We start from the raw sequence: 17,718 nt of genomic DNA, 5'->3' as shown, positions 1-17,718 counted from the left end.
ATGGCATGAAACCAACAATACATACATATGGGGGAATTGAGGATGGGAGTTAACGTTTTCAAAAACGAACCATTTAGCGATTTTAGCCAACCTGAGCGCAAGCAACAGATGGAGGCTGCTCTTGAACTGGTCGCTTCCCAACTCGGTCGCGACTATGACCTCTTTATCGACGGCAAGCGAATTTCCACCGAAGGAAAGTCGGTCTCGATCAACCCGTCAAACAAAGACCAAGTGATCGGACGCGTCGCCAAAGCTGACCAATCGCAGGCGGAAGACGCGATGCAAGCAGCGCTGTCCGCATTCGCATGGTGGAAAAACGTACCGGCGAAAGAGCGCGCTCGCGTCCTGTTGCGCGCATCGGCGATCATGCGCCGTCGCAAGGATGAGTTTTCCGCATGGCTGGTATATGAAGCAGGTAAGAACTGGGGCGAGGCGGATGCGGATACTGCAGAAGCGATCGACTTCCTCGAATTTTATGCGCGCGAGATGGTTCGCCTCTCCGAAGACCAAAACTTGACCCGTCTCGAAGGGGAAGACAACGAGCTGTCCTACATTCCGCTGGGCGTCGGCATCGTCATCCCGCCGTGGAACTTCCCGCTGGCGATCATGGCAGGCATGACCGCAGCTGCGATCGTAGCTGGTAACACGGTCGTCCTGAAGCCGGCGACTCCGACTCCGGTCATCGCGGCGAAGTTTGTTGAGCTGCTCGAAGAAGCAGGTCTGCCGGCTGGCGTTGTCAACTACGTTCCGGGCTCCGGCGCGGTCATCGGCGACTACTTGGTCGACCATCCGAAGACCCGCTTCATCTCCTTCACCGGTTCGAAGGAAGTCGGGATCCGCATCTACGAGCGCGCAGCAAAAGTTCATCCGGGCCAAATCTGGCTCAAGCGCGTCATCGCGGAGATGGGCGGCAAGGATGCGCTCGTCGTCGACAAGGGCGTCGATGTAAAAGAGGCGGCACAAGCGATCGTCACGTCCGCTTTCGGCTTCTCCGGCCAAAAGTGCTCCGCGTGCTCCCGCGCGATCCTGCATGAAGAGATCTATGATGATGTGCTGGCAGAAGTGGTCGAGCTGACCAAGAAGCTGACCGTAGGCCAAGCGCACGAATATGGCGTATCCCTCGGCCCGGTCGTCGACGAGTCTGCTTACAACAACATCTTGAACTACATCGAGATCGGCAAAGGCGAAGGCCGTCTGATGGTCGGCGGCGAGAAAGCGGAAGGCAACGGCTTCTTCATCCAGCCGACCGTCATCGCTGACATCGACCGCAACGCGCGCATCGCGCAAGAGGAGATCTTTGGTCCGGTGCTCGCTGTGATCAAAGCGAAAGACTTTGACGATGCGCTGGCGATCGCCAACGGCACCGAGTTTGGTCTGACAGGTGGCGTGTTCTCCAACGACCGCTTCAACCTGGCGAAAGCTCGTGAGCAGTTCCACGTCGGCAACCTGTACTTCAACCGCAAGATCACCGGCGCGCTGGTCGGTGTTCAACCGTTTGGCGGCTTCAACATGTCGGGTACCGACTCCAAAGCGGGCGGTTACGACTACCTGTTGCAATTCACGCAAGCAAAACTTGTGGTAGAGCGCTACTAATCGACGCATTCTACCATGTTCAAGCAGGCACTCTGATCTGTTCAGCAGTGCCTGTTTTTTTGTGACACAATTCCTTCATTTGATTCTCCTTGCCTAGTGCGCTAGAATGACAATGACCAAATTATGCTGAATCTACCTATACATATCACTGATGAACAGGGTGACAAACATGACCTATCACGATACGTTCCTGCGAGCGATTCGCAATGAAAAAGTCGACCATGTGCCTGTCTGGTACATGCGTCAAGCTGGGCGTTACCAAGCGTCTTACCGCAAGATCAAAGAGAAGCACTCGCTGATGCAGATCTGCGAGATTCCCGATCTGTGCGCTGAAGTCACGATCTCCCCGGTGCGCGATCACAATGTTGATGCGGCGATCCTCTACTCGGACATCATGATCCCGGTCAAGCCGATGGGCGTCGATGTGGACATCGTGGCTGGCATCGGTCCGGTGATCGACAATCCGATTCGCGAGCTGGCAGACGTTGAGCGCCTGCGCCCGATCGAGCCGGAAGCAGATCTGCCGAACACGATGGAGACGATTCGCATCTTGCGCAAAGAGCTGAAAGTGCCGCTGATCTGCTTCGCTGGCGCTCCGTTTACGCTCGCTTCCTACATGGTGGAAGGCCGTCCGTCGCGCGACTACCACAAGACGAAGCGCATGATGTATGGAGCGCCCGAAGTCTGGTTTGCGCTGATGGACAAGCTGGGCGAGATGGTCGTGACCTATATGAAAGCGCAAGTGGCAGCAGGTGCGCAGGCGATTCAGATCTTCGACTCGTGGATCGGCGCACTGTCCCCGCGCGACTACGAACATTATGTGTTTCCGGTGATGAAGCGCATCTTCGAAGGGCTGCGCGACGTTCCGGTGCCGAAGATCTACTTCGGTGTGAACACCGGCCATCTGCTCAACCTGTGGAAAGAGCTGCCGATCGACGTGATCGGCGTGGATTGGCGCGTGCCGCTGAACCTGGCGAGCGAGCGCGTCGGCAACAGCTTCGCACTGCAGGGCAACCTCGATCCGGTCTACCTGCTGGCACCGTTTGAAGTGTTGCAAGAAGAGGTGAAGCGCATCATCGACCTCGGCCTGCAACATGGCGGCGGCTATGTGTTCAACCTCGGTCACGGCCTGTTCCCAGAAGTGCCAGAAGATGTGGTGACCCGCTTGACCGCGTTCATCCACGAGTATTCGGCAGGGAGGCTGCGTGGATGAGCAAGCGGGTGATCGGAATCTTAGCGATGGCGTACGGCACCCCGTCCTCCGTCGAGGAGATCGAGCCGTATTACACGCACATCCGTCGCGGTCGCAAGCCGGAGTCTGCGCAACTGCAAGAGCTGACCGAGCGCTATGAGGCGATCGGCGGTCTCTCACCGCTCAACGAGATCACGGCAGCCCAGGCGGCAGGCCTTGAGCGCACGCTGAACGAGCTGGATCAAGATGTGCAGTACCGCGTGTACACCGGAATGAAGCACGCGCATCCATTTATTGAAGAAACGGTGCAGAAGATGGTCGAAGATGGCATCGAAGAGGCGGTTGGTGTCGTCTGGGCGCCACATTACTCGACGATGAGCATCGGCACCTACATCAAAAGCGCAGAAGAGGCGCGGGAAAAGTGGGGCGGGCCTGCGCGAATCAGCTATGTGGAAAGCTGGCATCTGCAGCCGCTGTTTGTCGAATCGACAGCAGCCCGGGTGGCGAGCGCGTTGGCGCAGTTTCCCGCTGATGAAAGCGCTTCGGTGCCGGTCGTCTTCACCGCCCACTCGCTTCCGGAGCGCATCATGCAGCTTGGCGATCCGTACCCTGAACAGATCGAAGAGACGGGGAGAGCGGTCACGGAGCAGATTGGGCATCATGAATGGTTCACCGGCTGGCAGAGCGCTGGCCGCACCCCGGAGCCGTGGCTTGGCCCAGACATCTTGGACGTGATTCGCACGCAGCATGAACAGGGTGTGCAGGCGTTGGTCGTCTGCCCGGTCGGATTTGTTTCGGATCATCTGGAAGTGCAATATGATATCGACATCGAAGCGAAACAACTGGCTGACGAACTCGGCATGAAGCTGGTGCGCGTCGCCAGCCCGAACGACGAGCCGCTGTTCTTGAAAGCGGTGGCGACCGCCGTGCTCGAACAAGCCAAAAAGGGATGAAGCAGATGGAACAACAGGTGAAAACGGTTGTGGTGATCGGTGGGGGCATCACAGGACTTAGCACCGCCTATTACCTTGAAAAGAGCGCTCGCGAAAAAGGCATCGACCTGCGCATCTGCCTCTGTGAAGCGGATGATAAGCTCGGCGGCAAAGTGCAGACGATCCATCGCGACGGATTTGTGATCGAAGCGGGACCTGACTCCTTCCTCGCACGCAAGGTGGCGGCTGTCAACCTCTGTCGCGAGCTTGGCATCGATGATGAGCTGGTCGGCACCAACCCGAATGCGCGCAAGACCTACATCTTGTACCAGGACAAGCTGCACCGCATTCCGCAAGGCTTGAACATCGGAGTGCCGACACAGTTTATGCCGTTTGCGACCACCAGCTTGCTGTCATTCGGCGGGAAGCTGCGCGCCGGCCTCGACCTGATCAAGCCGAAGAGCGAACACCAAGGCGATCAGTCGCTCGGCGCCTTTTTGGAGCGTCGACTGGGATCGGAAGTGGTCGATCGCCTCGCCGAACCGCTGTTGGCTGGCATCTATGCGGGCGACTTGCGCAAGCTGTCGATGCGCGCCACCTTCCCACAGTATGAGCAGCTCGAACAGAAGCACGGCAGCTTGATCCGCGGGATGGTCGCACAGGCGAAACAGGCGAAGGTACAAGCGACCGCCCCTGCCAAGCAGGAGCAGGGCGAGGCGTCGCGCAAGCTGCCGAACAGCGTGTTTCTCACCTTCCGCACAGGACTGCGCCGCCTGATCGAAAGCATCGAAGCGTCCTTCCAACAGACGGAAGTACGCAAACAAACGGCGGTAGAAAAGATCGAGGCGCGGGACGGGGGCGGCTATCACGTCCGCTTGCAAAATGGCGACGATCTCGAAGCGGATGCGGTCGTGCTGACCACGCCGACCTTTGAGGCGGCCAAACTCCTGCCCGACTCCTTTGCACCGAAAGCGCAGTTGACCCAGATCCCCTACGTCTCGGTGGCGACCGTCGTGTTCGCGTTTGAGCAGGGCGTGATCGATTTCCCACTGGATGCAAGCGGGTTTGTCGTTCCGAAAAAAGAAGGCCGTACGATCACGGCCGCCACTTGGACGTCTGCCAAATGGTTGCACACTGCACAGGATGGTCGCGTGCTGATGCGTTTCTACGTCGGGCGCGGCGGTGACGAAGCGATCGTCGACCAGCCGGATGAGGAGATCATCCGCCGTGTGCAAAAGGATCTGCAGGAGACGATGGGCGTCACCGCAGAACCGATGTTCTCGCTGGTCAGTCGCTGGCGGCGCTCGATGCCGCAGTACACGGTCGGGCACCTCGATCGCGTCCAGAGCTTTGTCGAGCAGGCAAAAGCTGACCTGCCAGGCATCCACTTTGCTGGAGCTGGCTTTACCGGGCTTGGCATCCCCGATTGCATCGGACAAGGCATCCAGACAGCAGCCGATGTGATGAAAGATCTGACGAGATAACCTCCGGCCTTTTCGGAACGTCTCGAAACGAGGAGGTTTTCAAGCGATGAGCACTCCGCTCGTATATGAGAATCACAAGTATGAAGTGTACAGCGATGAGCACAACGGGCTGTACCTGCGCCATAAGCACCCCAACTATGCGACGGTCGTCGCGCTCTGTGCGGGAAAACTGGTTGTGATCGCCCAGTATCGAAAGGCGATCGACAGCATCTCCTACGAGCTTCCTGGCGGCAAGATCGACGAGGGAGAGAGCTATGAGCAGGCGGCGCGCCGCGAGTTGCTCGAAGAGACCGGATTGATCTGCGGGGAGCTCCACTTTCTTGGCACCGCCAACAGCTATGCCTGCTTGGTCGACAGCAGAACCCACCTGTTCTTCACCCGCGATATCTTGGAACAGCGTGAGCAGAACTTGGATGCGGACGAGTCGATCAGCGTCGAGTTCCACGAGGTGGAGTCGGTGTTTGCGGCGATTGAAAACGGGACGTGGTGCGACCCGGAGCTGTCGCACGGCATCCTGTTGGCACGACTCAAAGGGATGATCTAACGAAAGGGCTGACCTTGATCAGCCCTTTTTTCGTCTCGTCTATTGGTTCGTTGCTCTCGTCCATTTTGCCTAACAAACGGAAAATCGCTTGACTTACTAAAACCTGCTCACTATAATACATAACTAAAATAGCGTTTCGAAATACTGTGAGAAGGATATGGAGTTTACATCTGCCGTTACAGAGAAGTAGGCCTAGGCTGGGAGCCTGCTACGTGCACGTATATCTCTACCCCCTTTGAGTAGCTGTCGGGAACATGGGTGCTCCATCAGTAACGACATGCCGGCTAAGCCGTTATCTTTTTACGAGGGATCAACAACTGTTGATCTGAAGTAGGGTGGTACCACGAGTTATAACACTCGTCCCTTTTGGGATGGGTGTTTTTTTATTTTTAAAAGAGAGGAAGGAACCAAGTGGCACAAGTAAAAGTTACTTTACCAGACGGAGCTGTTCGGGAATTTGCAGCGGGAAGTACAATCGAGGATGTCGCGGCGACGATCAGTCCCAGTCTCAAGAAAAAAGCGGTAGCCGGAAAATTGGACGGCAAAGTAGTTGATCTGAACGCATCGATTGAACAAGACGCTCAGGTAGCCATCGTCACCTTAGATACAGCAGAAGGTCTGGAAGTATACCGTCACAGCACCGCGCATCTTTTGGCCCAAGCGGTCAAGCGCGTTTTTGGAAATGAAGTGAAGCTGGGGATCGGTCCGGTGATTGAAGATGGTTTTTACTACGATATGGAGATCCCGGTTAGCCTTTCCCCAGAAGATTTAAGTAAATTGGAAGCTGAGATGGAGAAAGTGGTCGAGGAAGATCTGCCGATTCGCCGCAAAGAAGTAACACGCGAGGAAGCGTTCACGATTTTCCAAGATCTGAACGACCATCTGAAACTGGAGCTGATTCGCGATCTTCCCGAGGATGCACCGATTACAATCTACGAGCAGGGAGAATTCTTTGACTTGTGTCGCGGCCCTCATCTGCCATCAACGGGACGAATTAAAGCGTTCAAGCTGATGAGCGTAGCCGGTGCTTACTGGCGCGGTAATTCTGAAAACCAGATGCTGCAACGCGTATACGGCACAGCTTGGCCGAAAAAAGCAGATCAGGATGAGTATCTGCACTTTATCGAAGAGGCAAAGAAACGCGATCATCGTAAGTTGGGAAAAGAACTGGAGCTGTTCATGTTTTCGGAAGAGGCGCCAGGAATGCCGTTTTATCTGCCGCACGGGATAACGCTGCGCAATCAATTGGAGGTATTCTCGCGTCAGCTTCAAGAGCGAGCAGGCTTTACAGAAGTGCGTACGCCTTTCATGATGAACCAGCGCATCTGGGAACAATCTGGACACTGGGATCATTACCATGAAAATATGTATTTCTCTGAAGTGGACAATACAAAGTTTGCGTTAAAGCCAATGAACTGTCCGGGACATATGCTGATTTACAAAAATAAGATGCACTCTTATCGAGATCTGCCAATACGCTACTCGGAGTTCGGTCAGGTTCACCGTCACGAGTATTCAGGGGCGTTGAGCGGGATGACCAGGGTGCGTACGTTCTGCCAGGATGATGCGCATGTGTTTGCTCGCCCAGACCAGATTCAAGCGGAAATCAAGTCGATGATTCGTTTGATCGATAGTGTTTACAAGGTGCTCGACTTCTCTTACTCTGTAAATCTGTCTACACGTCCAGAGGATTCCATGGGATCTGACGAGCTGTGGGAGGTTGCGGAAAACTCTTTGAAAAGCGTGTTGGATGAACTGGGCATGCCGTACGAAATTAACGAAGGCGACGGTGCTTTCTACGGTCCCAAAATTGACTTCCAGATCACAGATGCTCTGAAACGCCGCCATCAGTGCGGATCAATCCAACTCGATTTCCAGATGCCGGAGAAATTTGATCTGAGCTATATCGGGCAGGACAATGAGAAACATCGCCCAGTCATTCTGCATCGCGTGATGTATGGTTCCATGGAGCGTTTTATCGCGATTCTGATCGAACATTACGCGGGTGCGTTCCCGACTTGGCTGGCTCCTGTTCAGGTTCGCCTGATGACGATCAATGAGGTGCATGTCGCCTATGCCCAAGAGGTAAAGGACAAAATGCAGCAGGCTGGGATACGTGTAGAGCTGGATGCACGCAATGAAAAGGTGGGTTACAAAATTCGCGAAGCTCAACTGGCAAAAATCCCATACATGCTGGTGATCGGCGAAAAAGAAGTGGCAGACGGCGCACTGTCTGTGCGAAAGCGTGGCGCAGGAGATCTGGGATCGCAACTGGTAGATCAGTTCTTGGCTGATGTGAAAGCTGAGATTGCCGAGAAGAAATAAATAGTGTATCTGAACCTGTGCGCCCTGTCACTTCAGGGGAGAGGGCGCAGCTATGTACCCAAATGAGAACATCCGATTTCGGAAGGAATTACGGATGCTTTTCGTTTGTAGATGTGCAACCATCGCTCCTTCTACGCCAAAGGCTTGGCGTCGCCAAGTTTTCTTACATACTTAGGAGCTGGCTGGCAAATAGTATAGATGCGGGCGGAACGAGGGTTTTCACAAAAAGTTACCGAAATCTTCTCATAATGTTCAGAAAATTCCGCTTGTTTTTCATTGAGATTTCGGTATAATCGGTAATAACATTTAATGATATGAAAGGGAGGTCTTACCCATGTCTGAACATCATGACGCCTGTGTGCTCTGCCAAGCGGAAACCGATACCGAATCGGAAACCCCGACCTACAAGCGCAGCAACTACATCGACACGGCAGGCCAACTCTGCCCGGAATGCTACCAGGAGATCGCCAAGAACAAGGAGTGGCACAACCTTATGTAGGGACGCAAGCCGCGCCAAGAGCGAAACCCCCATCCAACACAAAAAGAGCGCAAGGTCGTAAGCGAACAAACCTTTGCGCTCTTTTTGCGCTTTTTATTGATGAATGAGCACCGCGTGTTCGTCGATCGCTTTGACGGCCACATCGTGAACTCCGCTGCGGGAATCGCCTATTTCAAACGATACAGTTCAGGACGGCGGTCTTCGAAGATCGGAATGCGGCTGCGAATCTCCGGAACGACGCCGAGGTCGATCTGCACATGATGAATCCCTTCGGTGTCATCCGTCTCCAACAGGATCTCTCCCCACGGGTCGATCACCATCGAATGGCCGAAAAATTCGGTGTCGCCGGCGCGGCCGACGCGGTTGCAGGAGACGACAAACATCTGGTTTTCAATAGCACGTGCGATCTGCAGGTGACGCCAATGGTTCAAGCGCGGATGCGGCCACTGGGCGGGCACGAAGACCACCTGCGCACCGGAGAGCGAAAGTGTGCGAGTCAGTTCAGGGAAGCGCAGGTCATAGCAGATGATCGATCCGATCTGCACATCGTCGAGGGCAAATCGTCCGACCTGATCGCCAGCGTGCAAATATTTTTCCTCGTCCATCAGGCGGAACAGGTGCGTTTTCGAATACTCCCCGCAGACAGCGCCTGTGCGGTCGAACAGATAGGTGGTGTTGTAAACCGCTTCGCCGCGGACGTCGGCGACAGAGCCTGCGAGAATGTTCACCCCGTGCTTGGCGGCGAGCGCGCCGATCACCTCGCGCGTCTTCGCGCCGTTCTGGTCGGCGATCTCGCGGATGTTGTCCAGCGAGTAGGCGGTGTTCCACATCTCGGGCAAGACGATCAGATCGGTGCCAGATTGAGCGGCCTGTTCGATCCAATCTGCCGCTTTGGCAAAGTTGGCAGTCGGATCGCCCAGCGCGATGTCCATCTGCAAGAGGGCAATACGTACAGGTTGTTTCATGTTCATCCTCCGCATCACAAAAAATAGTCAATGCTTTAAGAGTAGCATGAAGCGAAGAAAAAACCCACCCTTGAAGTTCAAGGGCGGGCGAGGAGTCATTGTTTAGTTTTGCGCGGGTGCGACCGTGAAGCGCTGCTCAAAAGCTCTGCCGAACGGTTGCAGATCGGACGCCTGCACGAACGAAACTTGTAAGCTGTAGTTGCCAGCGTTTGCGATCTTCGTTTTAAACTGGGTCGAGATGCCTTTCTCCAGGTCGATCTCCGCCGGCTTGAACCCTTCAGCCGGTCCAAAATAGGCAACGCCGTTCTCGTCGGTGGTAAACGTCTGCCAGCCGAGTGGCGACTCGTAGGAGATCGTTTGGTTGGCGAGCGGGGTGCCGTTTTCACCAGTGAGGGTCGCTTTGTAGCGCAGGGACAGCTCTTGCGGCACGTTGATCGCAAGCGCCGAGATGGTGAACGTCGACTCCTGTCCGGCGATCATCTTATCGAACCCTTGAAAATCAAAGCCGATCATCGTCGCATGATTGGCGTACTCTTTCAACGAGAGATAGAGCATCTGTGCGCCCATCGCGCGGGTGGTTTTCACCTTCGGTTGAAACCCTTCACCCGTTCCGACGACGATGCCGAGCTTTTGCGCGAGCGCCACATACCCTTTTGCCCACGGTGCGATGTCTACCGCATCTTTAAAATCGGGAGTTGCGTTCGGATCGACAAGCTGCTCCATGCCGAGCATGTTGAGGATCGCGACGATCGCCTCTTCCCGCTTCATCGGCTTGCCGATGCCAAAGAGACCGCCGCCTTCACCGCTCATGATCTTCTCGTTGGCAGCCGTTTGCACAAAGTCGTGGTACCAAGCGCCGGCACGGTTATCTGCAAACTGCAAGTCGCCAGTCGATTGTAGCTCGACCTCTTTGGTGAGGACCAGCATCGTGGCAAACTGTTCACGGTTCATCAGACCGTTCGGAGCAAACGTTTTCTCATCGACACCGTTTAGAATGCCATGCGCATTCAGAAAGGTGATCGCTTCTTCTGCATAGCTTCCGGAGATGTCTTGAAACGGAGCTTTGTCACTTGCCAGCGCGGGAGCGACCAGCGTGCTGACGAGAGCTGCTGTGGTAAGAGCGGATGTGATCAACTTGATGCGATTCTTTGCCATATATGGAGATTCTCCTCTCGGGGTGAAGCGAATGATTTGGAGCAAAACTCATCCTAACAACTCGCGGGGCATATGTAAACGTGCGCAGTCGGTGTAAATGTTGGTGGGAGAAGAAGATTGCGGTGAAGGAGGGGGATTTGACCAAATTTACCATCGCCAACGAGGTGTTCAGGTGGTTCAACTCGATGGGAGGAGGTCAGGGAAAAAGAAAAAGCCGAGCTTCGCATCGGGCATGCGATTCGGCTTTTTATGCGCTCAGTTGCGCGGGGAAGCGAAAGCGGCGATGCGATCGGAGGGATAGATCTGCGTGCCGCTTTGCTCTGATTGCGCGGCACGGATCATCGCTGCAGCTACCGTTTTGCCTTGAATCGGTCTGTATTTGCGCGGCATCAGCGGAGCGAGCAGCTTGGAGAACACCGCGCCGACCTGCTCACCGAAGCGAAACTCGTTGCGCTCGCCGAGCAACAGGGACGGGCGGAAGATGTGCAGAGCAGGCAGATTGAGAGAGCGGATGTCAGCCTCCACTTCGCCTTTCACTCGGCTGTAGAAGATGTTCGACGCGGCGTTTGCACCCATCGCCGTGATGAGGAGGAAGTTTTTTACTCCCTGTTCGTTCGCGATCTGCGCCAACTGCAACGGATAGGCATAGTCAACACGGCGAAACGCTTCTTTCGATCGCGCCTTTTTGATCGTCGTGCCGAGGCAGCAGAACAGGTCGTCGACTTGAACGTGCTCGCGATAAGCGGTGAGGTTTTCAAAATCGACGACGATTTGTTCAAGCTTCGGATGATCGTGCGGGAGCGGTTGGCGGACGAAAAGCGTCACTTTTTTGTATCGATCGCTGTCGAGCAGTTGGCGCAGCAACTCGCCGCCGACCAGACCGCTCGCACCGACGAGCAGGGCAGATTTTGCTGTCATGTGGATCATCACCTCTAGTACCAGTATATAAAAAAGACGAGCCTGCTGTGGGCTCGTCTTGGTCGTTAGTTGGGGAGTTTCTCGATGTACTCGAACAGAAACGACTGCCCGTCGCGGAAGAAGCGCGGATCATAGATGCCGAGGCGCGTCTCGTCGTCGACCACGACCACAAAAGGCGACCACTGCAGCAGCGTCTTGGCAGCAGGGTTTTGGCTGAACAGAGTGTCGAGGTCCGCGTTCGTCGCGGTAGGTAGCGTCTGAACCAGCTCCGGGTCACCCCAGACGGTCGCATCGGAGATTTCCACCACGTCGCCGCGCTTGCCGATCACCTGATAGTGCCAGGGGACGAAGCTGGCAGAGAGGGCGACCTGCTCATAGCGATCTTCGACCGATTGATAGATCGCATAGCCTTGCACCGATTGGATCAGGAAGTGAGCTGCGATCAGGCATCCGGCCGCTTTGAACACTTTGTGCGCGGCAACCTGCTTGCGAAGCTTGGCGAAGAGGAAGGCGCCGAGGATGATCGCCCAGACGGCCAGGTCGACGATCGGGATCGTGCCAAAGGTGAGCCGCGTGTTAAACAGCGGCTCGAAATAGCCGGTGCCCCACGCGTTGAATATGTCGCTCGTATCGTGTATGAAGACGGCGAGCAGGCCGAGGTAGAAGATGCGCCTGTCCTTGGTCCGCCAGAGCAGAGAGCAGACCAGGGAGAGCAGAAGTGCCCAGATCGGCACCAAGAAGAGCGAGTGGGTCAGCCCACGGTGCCACATCAGATACTGCCCCGTCGTGTCCCAAAACTGGGAGATCACGTCGATGTCGGGGATCTGGCTTCCGACCAGCGAGGTGAACAGGAAGGAGTGGCGCAGCTTAGGTGGCACGTCTTGCTTGTTTATGGAACGGTAGAGCACGATTCCGAAAAGGGTGTGTGTGATTGTGTCCATGTAGGGGGGCCTCCTGATCATATACCTGAATACCAGTTTAGCAAAGGACGAGCAGGATAGGGAGTCGTTTGAGCAAATGGAATTAGAGTGGCAAGTGTGATACAAATAAGAAGATACTTCGAATGAGTCAGAGAGGGGATTGCTATTTTGAAAAAAGTTGATGTGGTTGGCGCAGTTATTGTGAATGAAAATAACGAAGTATTATGTGCGCTTCGTTCTCAAGATATGTCGCTTCCTGGATTATGGGAATTCCCGGGAGGGAAAATTGAGAAAGGCGAAGATCCGAAAGATTCCTTAATGAGAGAGATCAAAGAAGAGTTAGACTGCGGTATTGAGGTAGGAGATCTGGTTGCTGATGCGACATACGAGTACACTAATGTGGTAGTTCGATTGATCACCTATTTGGCAAAAGTAGTAGAAGGTGAACCGAAAGCCAGTGAGCATGAAACGCTCACATGGCTTCCGAAAGATAAGTTGAGTTCACTTAATTGGGCTCCTGCAGATTTGCCGACATTAGATCGACTTCTGAATGAAGATATTCTTTAGTTTTCTTATCGAATAAGAAAATCATTAAAGATATCTTGTGGCAAGGGAGCAGAGAGACGCCAGGTTATATTCATAGGTTTGTCTCCGTGGCTTCGGACATACTCGACTTCGCCAAGATACATAAAGGGGAGGGACATACCATACATCTTTTCGAATTTCCTGACGAAGAGATGAATGTGTTTCCCTCTCTCTTTGCTATTGATAAAATCCTTTCCTCTTGGTGATGAGTGAGATGTGCTTGTTTGACTTTGCCAGTGAAAATGCTGGTTATCGATGAAATAATCATGGTACCGTAAGTGATCTTTGACGTCTTCATCCTTATTAAGATTGATGAATAACAAATAATGGTCACCTACACGACTGACTCCCTCGCGCCATGATCCTTCTTTCGCCTCTGATTGAAATAGGAACTGTAGATCGTTTCTTGTGTAGTTTTGGTAGAGTGAGATACCGTGCTGATTATTAAAAGCAAGTTCTGTACGATGGGTACGACGGAACTCTGTAAGTCCAAACTCCACTCGTTCTACAATGTATTTTCTGTAGTGATCCTCACTTAAAAATGCTTTTTTCTCAGGATCTAAAGAAAATTGTCGCTCTCTCATTTTTATCAGAGATTTGTTGGTTATTCCACAGTGATCAGACAGACGAATCATAGCCCGATGAATGAATGAACTATGTCTTTCGGCAGAAGCGTGAATATGAAATCGGTTTTGCAGTTCCGATAATACCAAAGATTCATCGACGACATCATTACGCAGTGCCAAGTCTAAAATCAGATATTCGTATGGCCATTTGATTGGCAGCATCTTTTCAAGGGATCGAACAAATTCAAGCTTGGTTTGATTAAGTAGCAGAGAGGAATCGAACTCATTTAAATCGTTCATTTTTTCCTTTGTCTCAACCCATGATCCGAACTTTCTAATGAAGTAGAAAAGGCTTGGCGCTTGCTCATGATATAGAAAGTCATTAATTTCAGGAGTGCGTCCCAGTTCCTTCCTGAACTGCATATACAAATCTGATAGCATTTTCACACTATCCATCCGAATTTGATCTAATTTGTCCATGATCTGCAAACGGGATATTTCCTCTAGCTCAACGTTGCAACCGTCGGGTAGTTCTGAAAAATCGGTTTCAATCGCTTTACGCAATGAATCTCGGTCGAACGCATGATGATTTGTTTGACCTGTTAATGCAAGAGGAACAACAAAAGATTTTCTGTAGTTTCCAATGAAATCAAGGATGGTTACAAATTGTTTGCTGTCCGTTTTCCGTAATCCACGACCGAGTTGTTGAATAAAAACTGTTGCGGATTCGGTGGGACGTAAAAAAAGCAGTAGGTTTAGCTCAGGAATATCAATTCCCTCATTAAAAATGTCTACTGTGAAAATCACCTGAAGCGAGTCGTCCTCATTTTGCAAGCGGGCAACCGTCTCTTGCCTAACTTTTGGCGAATCTTCCCCAGTTAGGAAAGTGGAACTATACCCTCTTTTATTAAACTCTTTTGTCATAAAGCTTGCGTGTTCAATTGAGCTGCAAAAGCCAAGAGAGATTAGCCGATCACCATCATATCCGTATTTTTCAATCATTTCGATAATGTAGTCGACTCGATTGTTCGTATTCAGAGCTTTTACAAGTGATTTTTCTACAAAGTACCCGTTTTGCATACTGATCTCATTGTAGTCGACCGTAGGGTCGTGAAGTCCAAAGTAATGAAAAGGTGCAAGGAGTTCCAGCTCCAAAGCTTTATGTAATCGTATCTCATACACTACATTAAAGTCGCATAAAGCAAGAACATCTCGACCATCCATTCTTTCGGGAGTGGCAGTTAATCCTAGCAAAAATTTAGGCCTAAAGTACTCAAGGATTTTTTGGTAGGTAGTTGCGTGCGCATGATGAAACTCGTCGACAATGATGTAATCGAAATGGTCCCTTGAAAATTGATAAAGAGTTTCTTCTCGATGCATCGTTTGGACAGTACTAAATAAAAATGCTTTCTCCCAGTCTTTGTCTGTGCCTGTTAATTTGCCCATCTTATCTTGTGTGCCGAAAACTTCGGCAAACGTTTTTTGTGCATTGCTTAATAGTTCATCTCGATGGGCGAGAAAAAGCAATTTCTCTGGATCGAATGAATGAACGTCAAAAGCAGAAAGATATGTTTTACCAGTCCCTGTTGCGGCGATGACAACACCTTTTTGATAGCCCTCTTCACGAGTGTGTTGGAGTGAGGTTAAGGCCTCTTGTTGCATAAAGTTTGGTTCAATTTTTCTTTGCTGGTTCGACCCATATTCTGTTTTCGACTCTGCAACGGTACCCAATCCGTTAATGGGAACGAAAGATGGTCTCTTTGGTTCGCCAATTTTTTTTGCTTCGTACGTGATTTTGTAGTCCTCAAGTAGTTCCTTGGATAATGGAATTGCTTTAGGATCACTCCACATTTCTTCAAATAATTGCGATGCTTGAGCGTAAACAGGAATATGGGGTACATCAGGCAATTTTACATTCCACTCATAACCGTCTACAAAAGCAGCACGTGAGATATTTGAGGAGCCGATGATGCCTGTGTTTAATTTTGAATCGCGACTAAAAAGATATGCCTTAGTGTGGAACGATTTATTACCTGAATTGAAAATCTTAACCTCGACATTCTCTAGCTCGAAAAGTCTTTGAAGTGCTTTAGGTTCGGTATAATTCAAATACGTTGATGTTAGTACACGAATGGGCTTGCGATGTTTCAATAATTCATCAAAAGATTGAAGTAGAAGTTGTAGACCTTTCCAGCGAATAAAACTGACCATAAAGTCTGCACCATCTGCAGATTGCATTTCATGCTTAATGGTCTTGTACAAATTTTGTTTACCAATCCCATAATTGGTTATCAGGTTCGGAGCGGTCAGGAACATATTCGAGTAATTAGGTATAAAACGATTTAGGTAACTATAGTGAATCGCTTTGAAAGGCATTTCGAAGTAACTTGTCAGCGAATCCTTCTGATCCAGAAATGGTTCGATTAACTTTTGGATATCCTCAAATCGACCTTCCATAGCTAATTGAGCAATTCGATTTCCGACCTCTTTGGATACGTGTTGGATTAGAGCGTTTGCATAATCATTCGGATGTAGAGGTGTTGTATGAGCATTGGGAGGATAGGATTTTCTATAAACTAGTAACTCTTCGAAAATACCGTTATTATTTTGGGAAGTCATATGACGCACCCCTCTAGTAGACAGATTATTTTTGATAACTTTTAGAAACGTCTTGCATTTATTATAAGTAAAACAATGGTTACTACAAAATATTCATCGGCTTGCGTGCCTAATTAGATTAACTTTTCGATGATTTCCTTTCAATATTTCCTTTTTTGAAAGTTGTTGTCTGAGCAGATAACATGGTCTGATTGAATTTTTATTTGATGTTCATGCTCTACCAAATCATTGGTCGTTTAGTCCTTCCGTGACATCTTTTCAGTCAGGAGCAAAGCAAATAAAAAGGAACCCTTTCCGAACTAACATGTCAGAAAGGATTCCCTTTTCATCATCCCCCACAACCCTTCAACTCTCGACCCAGCCCCTCAACGTCCAATCGCTCCCCGATAAACACAGCAAACGCTCTTCCGTTCCCGTCCACATCGACGATCGCTGCCATCGGAGCGCCCGGTTCGTAGTGAAACTCATAAAGCATCCCATGCTCTGCATCCTTAAAAAAGCCTTTGGCGCGCAGAATCGTTGGAGGTAAAGAGCGCAGGAAGTTCATAAACTTCTCTTTGTCGACAGGTACCTCCAGCTCATAGGTCATCGTTTGCAAGTTGCCAAAACTGGTTCGCTCGCGCAACTCTGGCTTCACTTGTCCCGCTTGGCGGCGAGTGAAGCTTTTTGGCTTCTGCACCCGTTGTTGTTTCAAAGCAGTAGGCGTTGCGAGCAAGGCTGAAACATCCACATTGCCTTTCAGTACACGGTACAGCGGGGCGTTGCCGTTCAACTCGGTCAGCACCTTTTGCAAAGACTCCATCCGCTCCTCCGATACCAGGTCCGCTTTGGAGACGAGGAGCGCATCCGCATATTGGACTTGCTGGACCATCGTCCGCTCGTTCGCATCGAGCGCATGCGGCGAGAGATCGAGCGGGAAGCGCTTGGCGCTCACCAGCGTGTAGATGCCCGCCAGCTTGACTCGCTCTTCAAGCTCCGGCTCAAGAAACGCTTCGACGAGATCGACCGGAGAGGCGACCCCCGTCGTCTCCAAGAAGATCACATCTGGCTTGTACTGCTCGACCATCTGGAGCAGTGTCGAGGAGAGACTGCCGCGCAAGGTACAGCAGACACATCCTTCCAACAGGTCAAGCACAGGAACTGCCGAGTTCTGTAGCAACAGGGTGTCGACGCTCTCCGAACCAAACTCGTTCATCAGCACCGCAGGTGTCCGGCCATCTTCCTTGATCTGGCGCAACAGCGTCTTCAGCAGCGTGGTTTTACCCGCGCCCAGGTATCCGGTCAATATGTAAACAGGGATCGTCGTCAACATCATCGCTCATCTCCTCAAAAATAGGAATTATTCCTATTTTACGTGAAAATGTTCCTCCATTGCAAACGGTGTAAGGTTGTCATACATAGCAGGAGCGGGGAATAACCTT

Annotated in this window: 14 protein-coding genes and 1 other annotated feature; of the genes, 8 read left to right on the top strand and 6 right to left on the bottom strand. The window is 51.7% G+C overall.

The window, feature by feature from the left end; all coding sequences use genetic code 11:
- The first annotated feature begins 42 nt into the window (after positions 1-42).
- The 7 genes from pruA to ACFSOY_RS03895 all read left to right on the top strand — a co-directional run bounded on the left by pruA (position 43) and on the right by ACFSOY_RS03895 (position 8,569).
- Positions 43-1,593: an L-glutamate gamma-semialdehyde dehydrogenase gene (gene pruA, locus ACFSOY_RS03925; protein ID WP_386044215.1), complete on the top strand. Its 1,551-nt coding sequence runs from the start codon at positions 43-45 to the stop codon at positions 1,591-1,593.
- Between the two features lie 169 nt (positions 1,594-1,762).
- On the top strand, positions 1,763-2,806 hold the full coding sequence (gene hemE / locus ACFSOY_RS03920) for a uroporphyrinogen decarboxylase (RefSeq protein WP_386044214.1): 1,044 nt from the start codon (positions 1,763-1,765) through the stop codon (positions 2,804-2,806).
- Positions 2,803-3,738: a ferrochelatase gene (gene hemH, locus ACFSOY_RS03915; protein ID WP_386044213.1), complete on the top strand. Its 936-nt coding sequence runs from the start codon at positions 2,803-2,805 to the stop codon at positions 3,736-3,738. Before hemE ends, hemH begins: the two co-directional genes overlap by 4 nt.
- 5 nt (positions 3,739-3,743) lie before the next feature.
- Positions 3,744-5,201, top strand: coding sequence for a protoporphyrinogen oxidase (gene hemY / locus ACFSOY_RS03910; protein ID WP_386044212.1), 1,458 nt, complete (start codon positions 3,744-3,746; stop codon positions 5,199-5,201).
- 46 nt (positions 5,202-5,247) lie between these two features.
- The gene (locus ACFSOY_RS03905) at positions 5,248-5,745 is read left to right on the top strand and encodes an NUDIX hydrolase (protein WP_386044211.1); all 498 of its coding nucleotides are present in this window, start codon (positions 5,248-5,250) and stop codon (positions 5,743-5,745) included.
- Positions 5,746-5,882: 137 nt separating this feature from the next.
- Positions 5,883-6,113: a binding site (T-box leader), on the top strand.
- Between the two features lie 43 nt (positions 6,114-6,156).
- The gene (thrS, locus tag ACFSOY_RS03900; protein ID WP_386044210.1) at positions 6,157-8,070 is read left to right on the top strand and encodes a threonine--tRNA ligase; all 1,914 of its coding nucleotides are present in this window, start codon (positions 6,157-6,159) and stop codon (positions 8,068-8,070) included.
- 334 nt (positions 8,071-8,404) lie between these two features.
- The gene (locus ACFSOY_RS03895) at positions 8,405-8,569 is read left to right on the top strand and encodes a hypothetical protein (protein ID WP_386044209.1); all 165 of its coding nucleotides are present in this window, start codon (positions 8,405-8,407) and stop codon (positions 8,567-8,569) included.
- Between the two features lie 167 nt (positions 8,570-8,736).
- On the opposite strand, the gene ACFSOY_RS03890 is transcribed toward ACFSOY_RS03895, so the two are convergent.
- From ACFSOY_RS03890 to ACFSOY_RS03875, 4 genes are all read right to left on the bottom strand, one after another.
- Positions 8,737-9,534: a carbon-nitrogen family hydrolase gene (locus ACFSOY_RS03890; protein ID WP_386044208.1), complete on the bottom strand. Its 798-nt coding sequence runs from the start codon at positions 9,532-9,534 to the stop codon at positions 8,737-8,739.
- A gap of 102 nt (positions 9,535-9,636) precedes the next feature.
- The gene (locus ACFSOY_RS03885) at positions 9,637-10,689 is read right to left on the bottom strand and encodes an S-layer homology domain-containing protein (protein WP_386044207.1); all 1,053 of its coding nucleotides are present in this window, start codon (positions 10,687-10,689) and stop codon (positions 9,637-9,639) included.
- Between the two features lie 255 nt (positions 10,690-10,944).
- Positions 10,945-11,607 carry an oxidoreductase gene (locus ACFSOY_RS03880; RefSeq protein WP_386044206.1) on the bottom strand — a complete coding sequence of 221 codons (663 nt, stop codon included), beginning with the start codon at positions 11,605-11,607 and terminating at the stop codon, positions 10,945-10,947.
- Positions 11,608-11,672: 65 nt separating this feature from the next.
- The gene (locus ACFSOY_RS03875) at positions 11,673-12,548 is read right to left on the bottom strand and encodes a metal-dependent hydrolase (protein WP_386044205.1); all 876 of its coding nucleotides are present in this window, start codon (positions 12,546-12,548) and stop codon (positions 11,673-11,675) included.
- A 144-nt stretch (positions 12,549-12,692) separates the two neighbouring features.
- Here ACFSOY_RS03875 and ACFSOY_RS03870 point away from each other — a divergent pair, with 144 nt between their 5' ends.
- On the top strand, positions 12,693-13,094 hold the full coding sequence (locus tag ACFSOY_RS03870) for a (deoxy)nucleoside triphosphate pyrophosphohydrolase (RefSeq protein ID WP_386044481.1): 402 nt from the start codon (positions 12,693-12,695) through the stop codon (positions 13,092-13,094).
- Between the two features lie 5 nt (positions 13,095-13,099).
- On the opposite strand, the gene ACFSOY_RS03865 is transcribed toward ACFSOY_RS03870, so the two are convergent.
- Together ACFSOY_RS03865 and ACFSOY_RS03860 are read right to left on the bottom strand one after the other, a co-directional pair.
- Positions 13,100-16,297 (bottom strand): DUF3427 domain-containing protein, encoded by a 3,198-nt coding sequence (locus tag ACFSOY_RS03865; RefSeq protein WP_386044204.1) that lies wholly within the window; start codon positions 16,295-16,297, stop codon positions 13,100-13,102.
- A gap of 328 nt (positions 16,298-16,625) precedes the next feature.
- Positions 16,626-17,609 (bottom strand): CobW family GTP-binding protein, encoded by a 984-nt coding sequence (locus tag ACFSOY_RS03860; protein ID WP_386044203.1) that lies wholly within the window; start codon positions 17,607-17,609, stop codon positions 16,626-16,628.
- Between the last annotated feature and the right edge of the window lie 109 nt (positions 17,610-17,718).

This window comes from Tumebacillus lipolyticus (assembly GCF_042682745.1).
Lineage (GTDB): Bacteria > Bacillota > Bacilli > Tumebacillales > Tumebacillaceae > Tumebacillus_A > Tumebacillus_A lipolyticus.
Note: the sequence above shows the minus strand (reverse complement) of the source record. Positions and strands in the feature narration are given on the sequence as shown.

Bases quoted from the DNA above. Each gene is read 5' to 3' on its own strand.
- ACFSOY_RS03890 (WP_386044208.1), bottom strand. From the start codon at position 9,534: ATGAAACAACCTGTACGTATTGCCCTCTTGCAGATGGACATCGCGCTG.
- hemH (WP_386044213.1), top strand. From the start codon at position 2,803: ATGAGCAAGCGGGTGATCGGAATCTTAGCGATGGCGTACGGCACCCCG.
- ACFSOY_RS03875 (WP_386044205.1), bottom strand. From the start codon at position 12,548: ATGGACACAATCACACACACCCTTTTCGGAATCGTGCTCTACCGTTCC.
- ACFSOY_RS03885 (WP_386044207.1), bottom strand. From the start codon at position 10,689: ATGGCAAAGAATCGCATCAAGTTGATCACATCCGCTCTTACCACAGCA.
- ACFSOY_RS03865 (WP_386044204.1), bottom strand. From the start codon at position 16,297: ATGACTTCCCAAAATAATAACGGTATTTTCGAAGAGTTACTAGTTTAT.
- hemE (WP_386044214.1), top strand. From the start codon at position 1,763: ATGACCTATCACGATACGTTCCTGCGAGCGATTCGCAATGAAAAAGTC.
- hemY (WP_386044212.1), top strand. From the start codon at position 3,744: ATGGAACAACAGGTGAAAACGGTTGTGGTGATCGGTGGGGGCATCACA.
- ACFSOY_RS03895 (WP_386044209.1), top strand. From the start codon at position 8,405: ATGTCTGAACATCATGACGCCTGTGTGCTCTGCCAAGCGGAAACCGAT.
- ACFSOY_RS03905 (WP_386044211.1), top strand. From the start codon at position 5,248: ATGAGCACTCCGCTCGTATATGAGAATCACAAGTATGAAGTGTACAGC.
- ACFSOY_RS03880 (WP_386044206.1), bottom strand. From the start codon at position 11,607: ATGACAGCAAAATCTGCCCTGCTCGTCGGTGCGAGCGGTCTGGTCGGC.
- ACFSOY_RS03860 (WP_386044203.1), bottom strand. From the start codon at position 17,609: ATGTTGACGACGATCCCTGTTTACATATTGACCGGATACCTGGGCGCG.
- pruA (WP_386044215.1), top strand. From the start codon at position 43: ATGGGAGTTAACGTTTTCAAAAACGAACCATTTAGCGATTTTAGCCAA.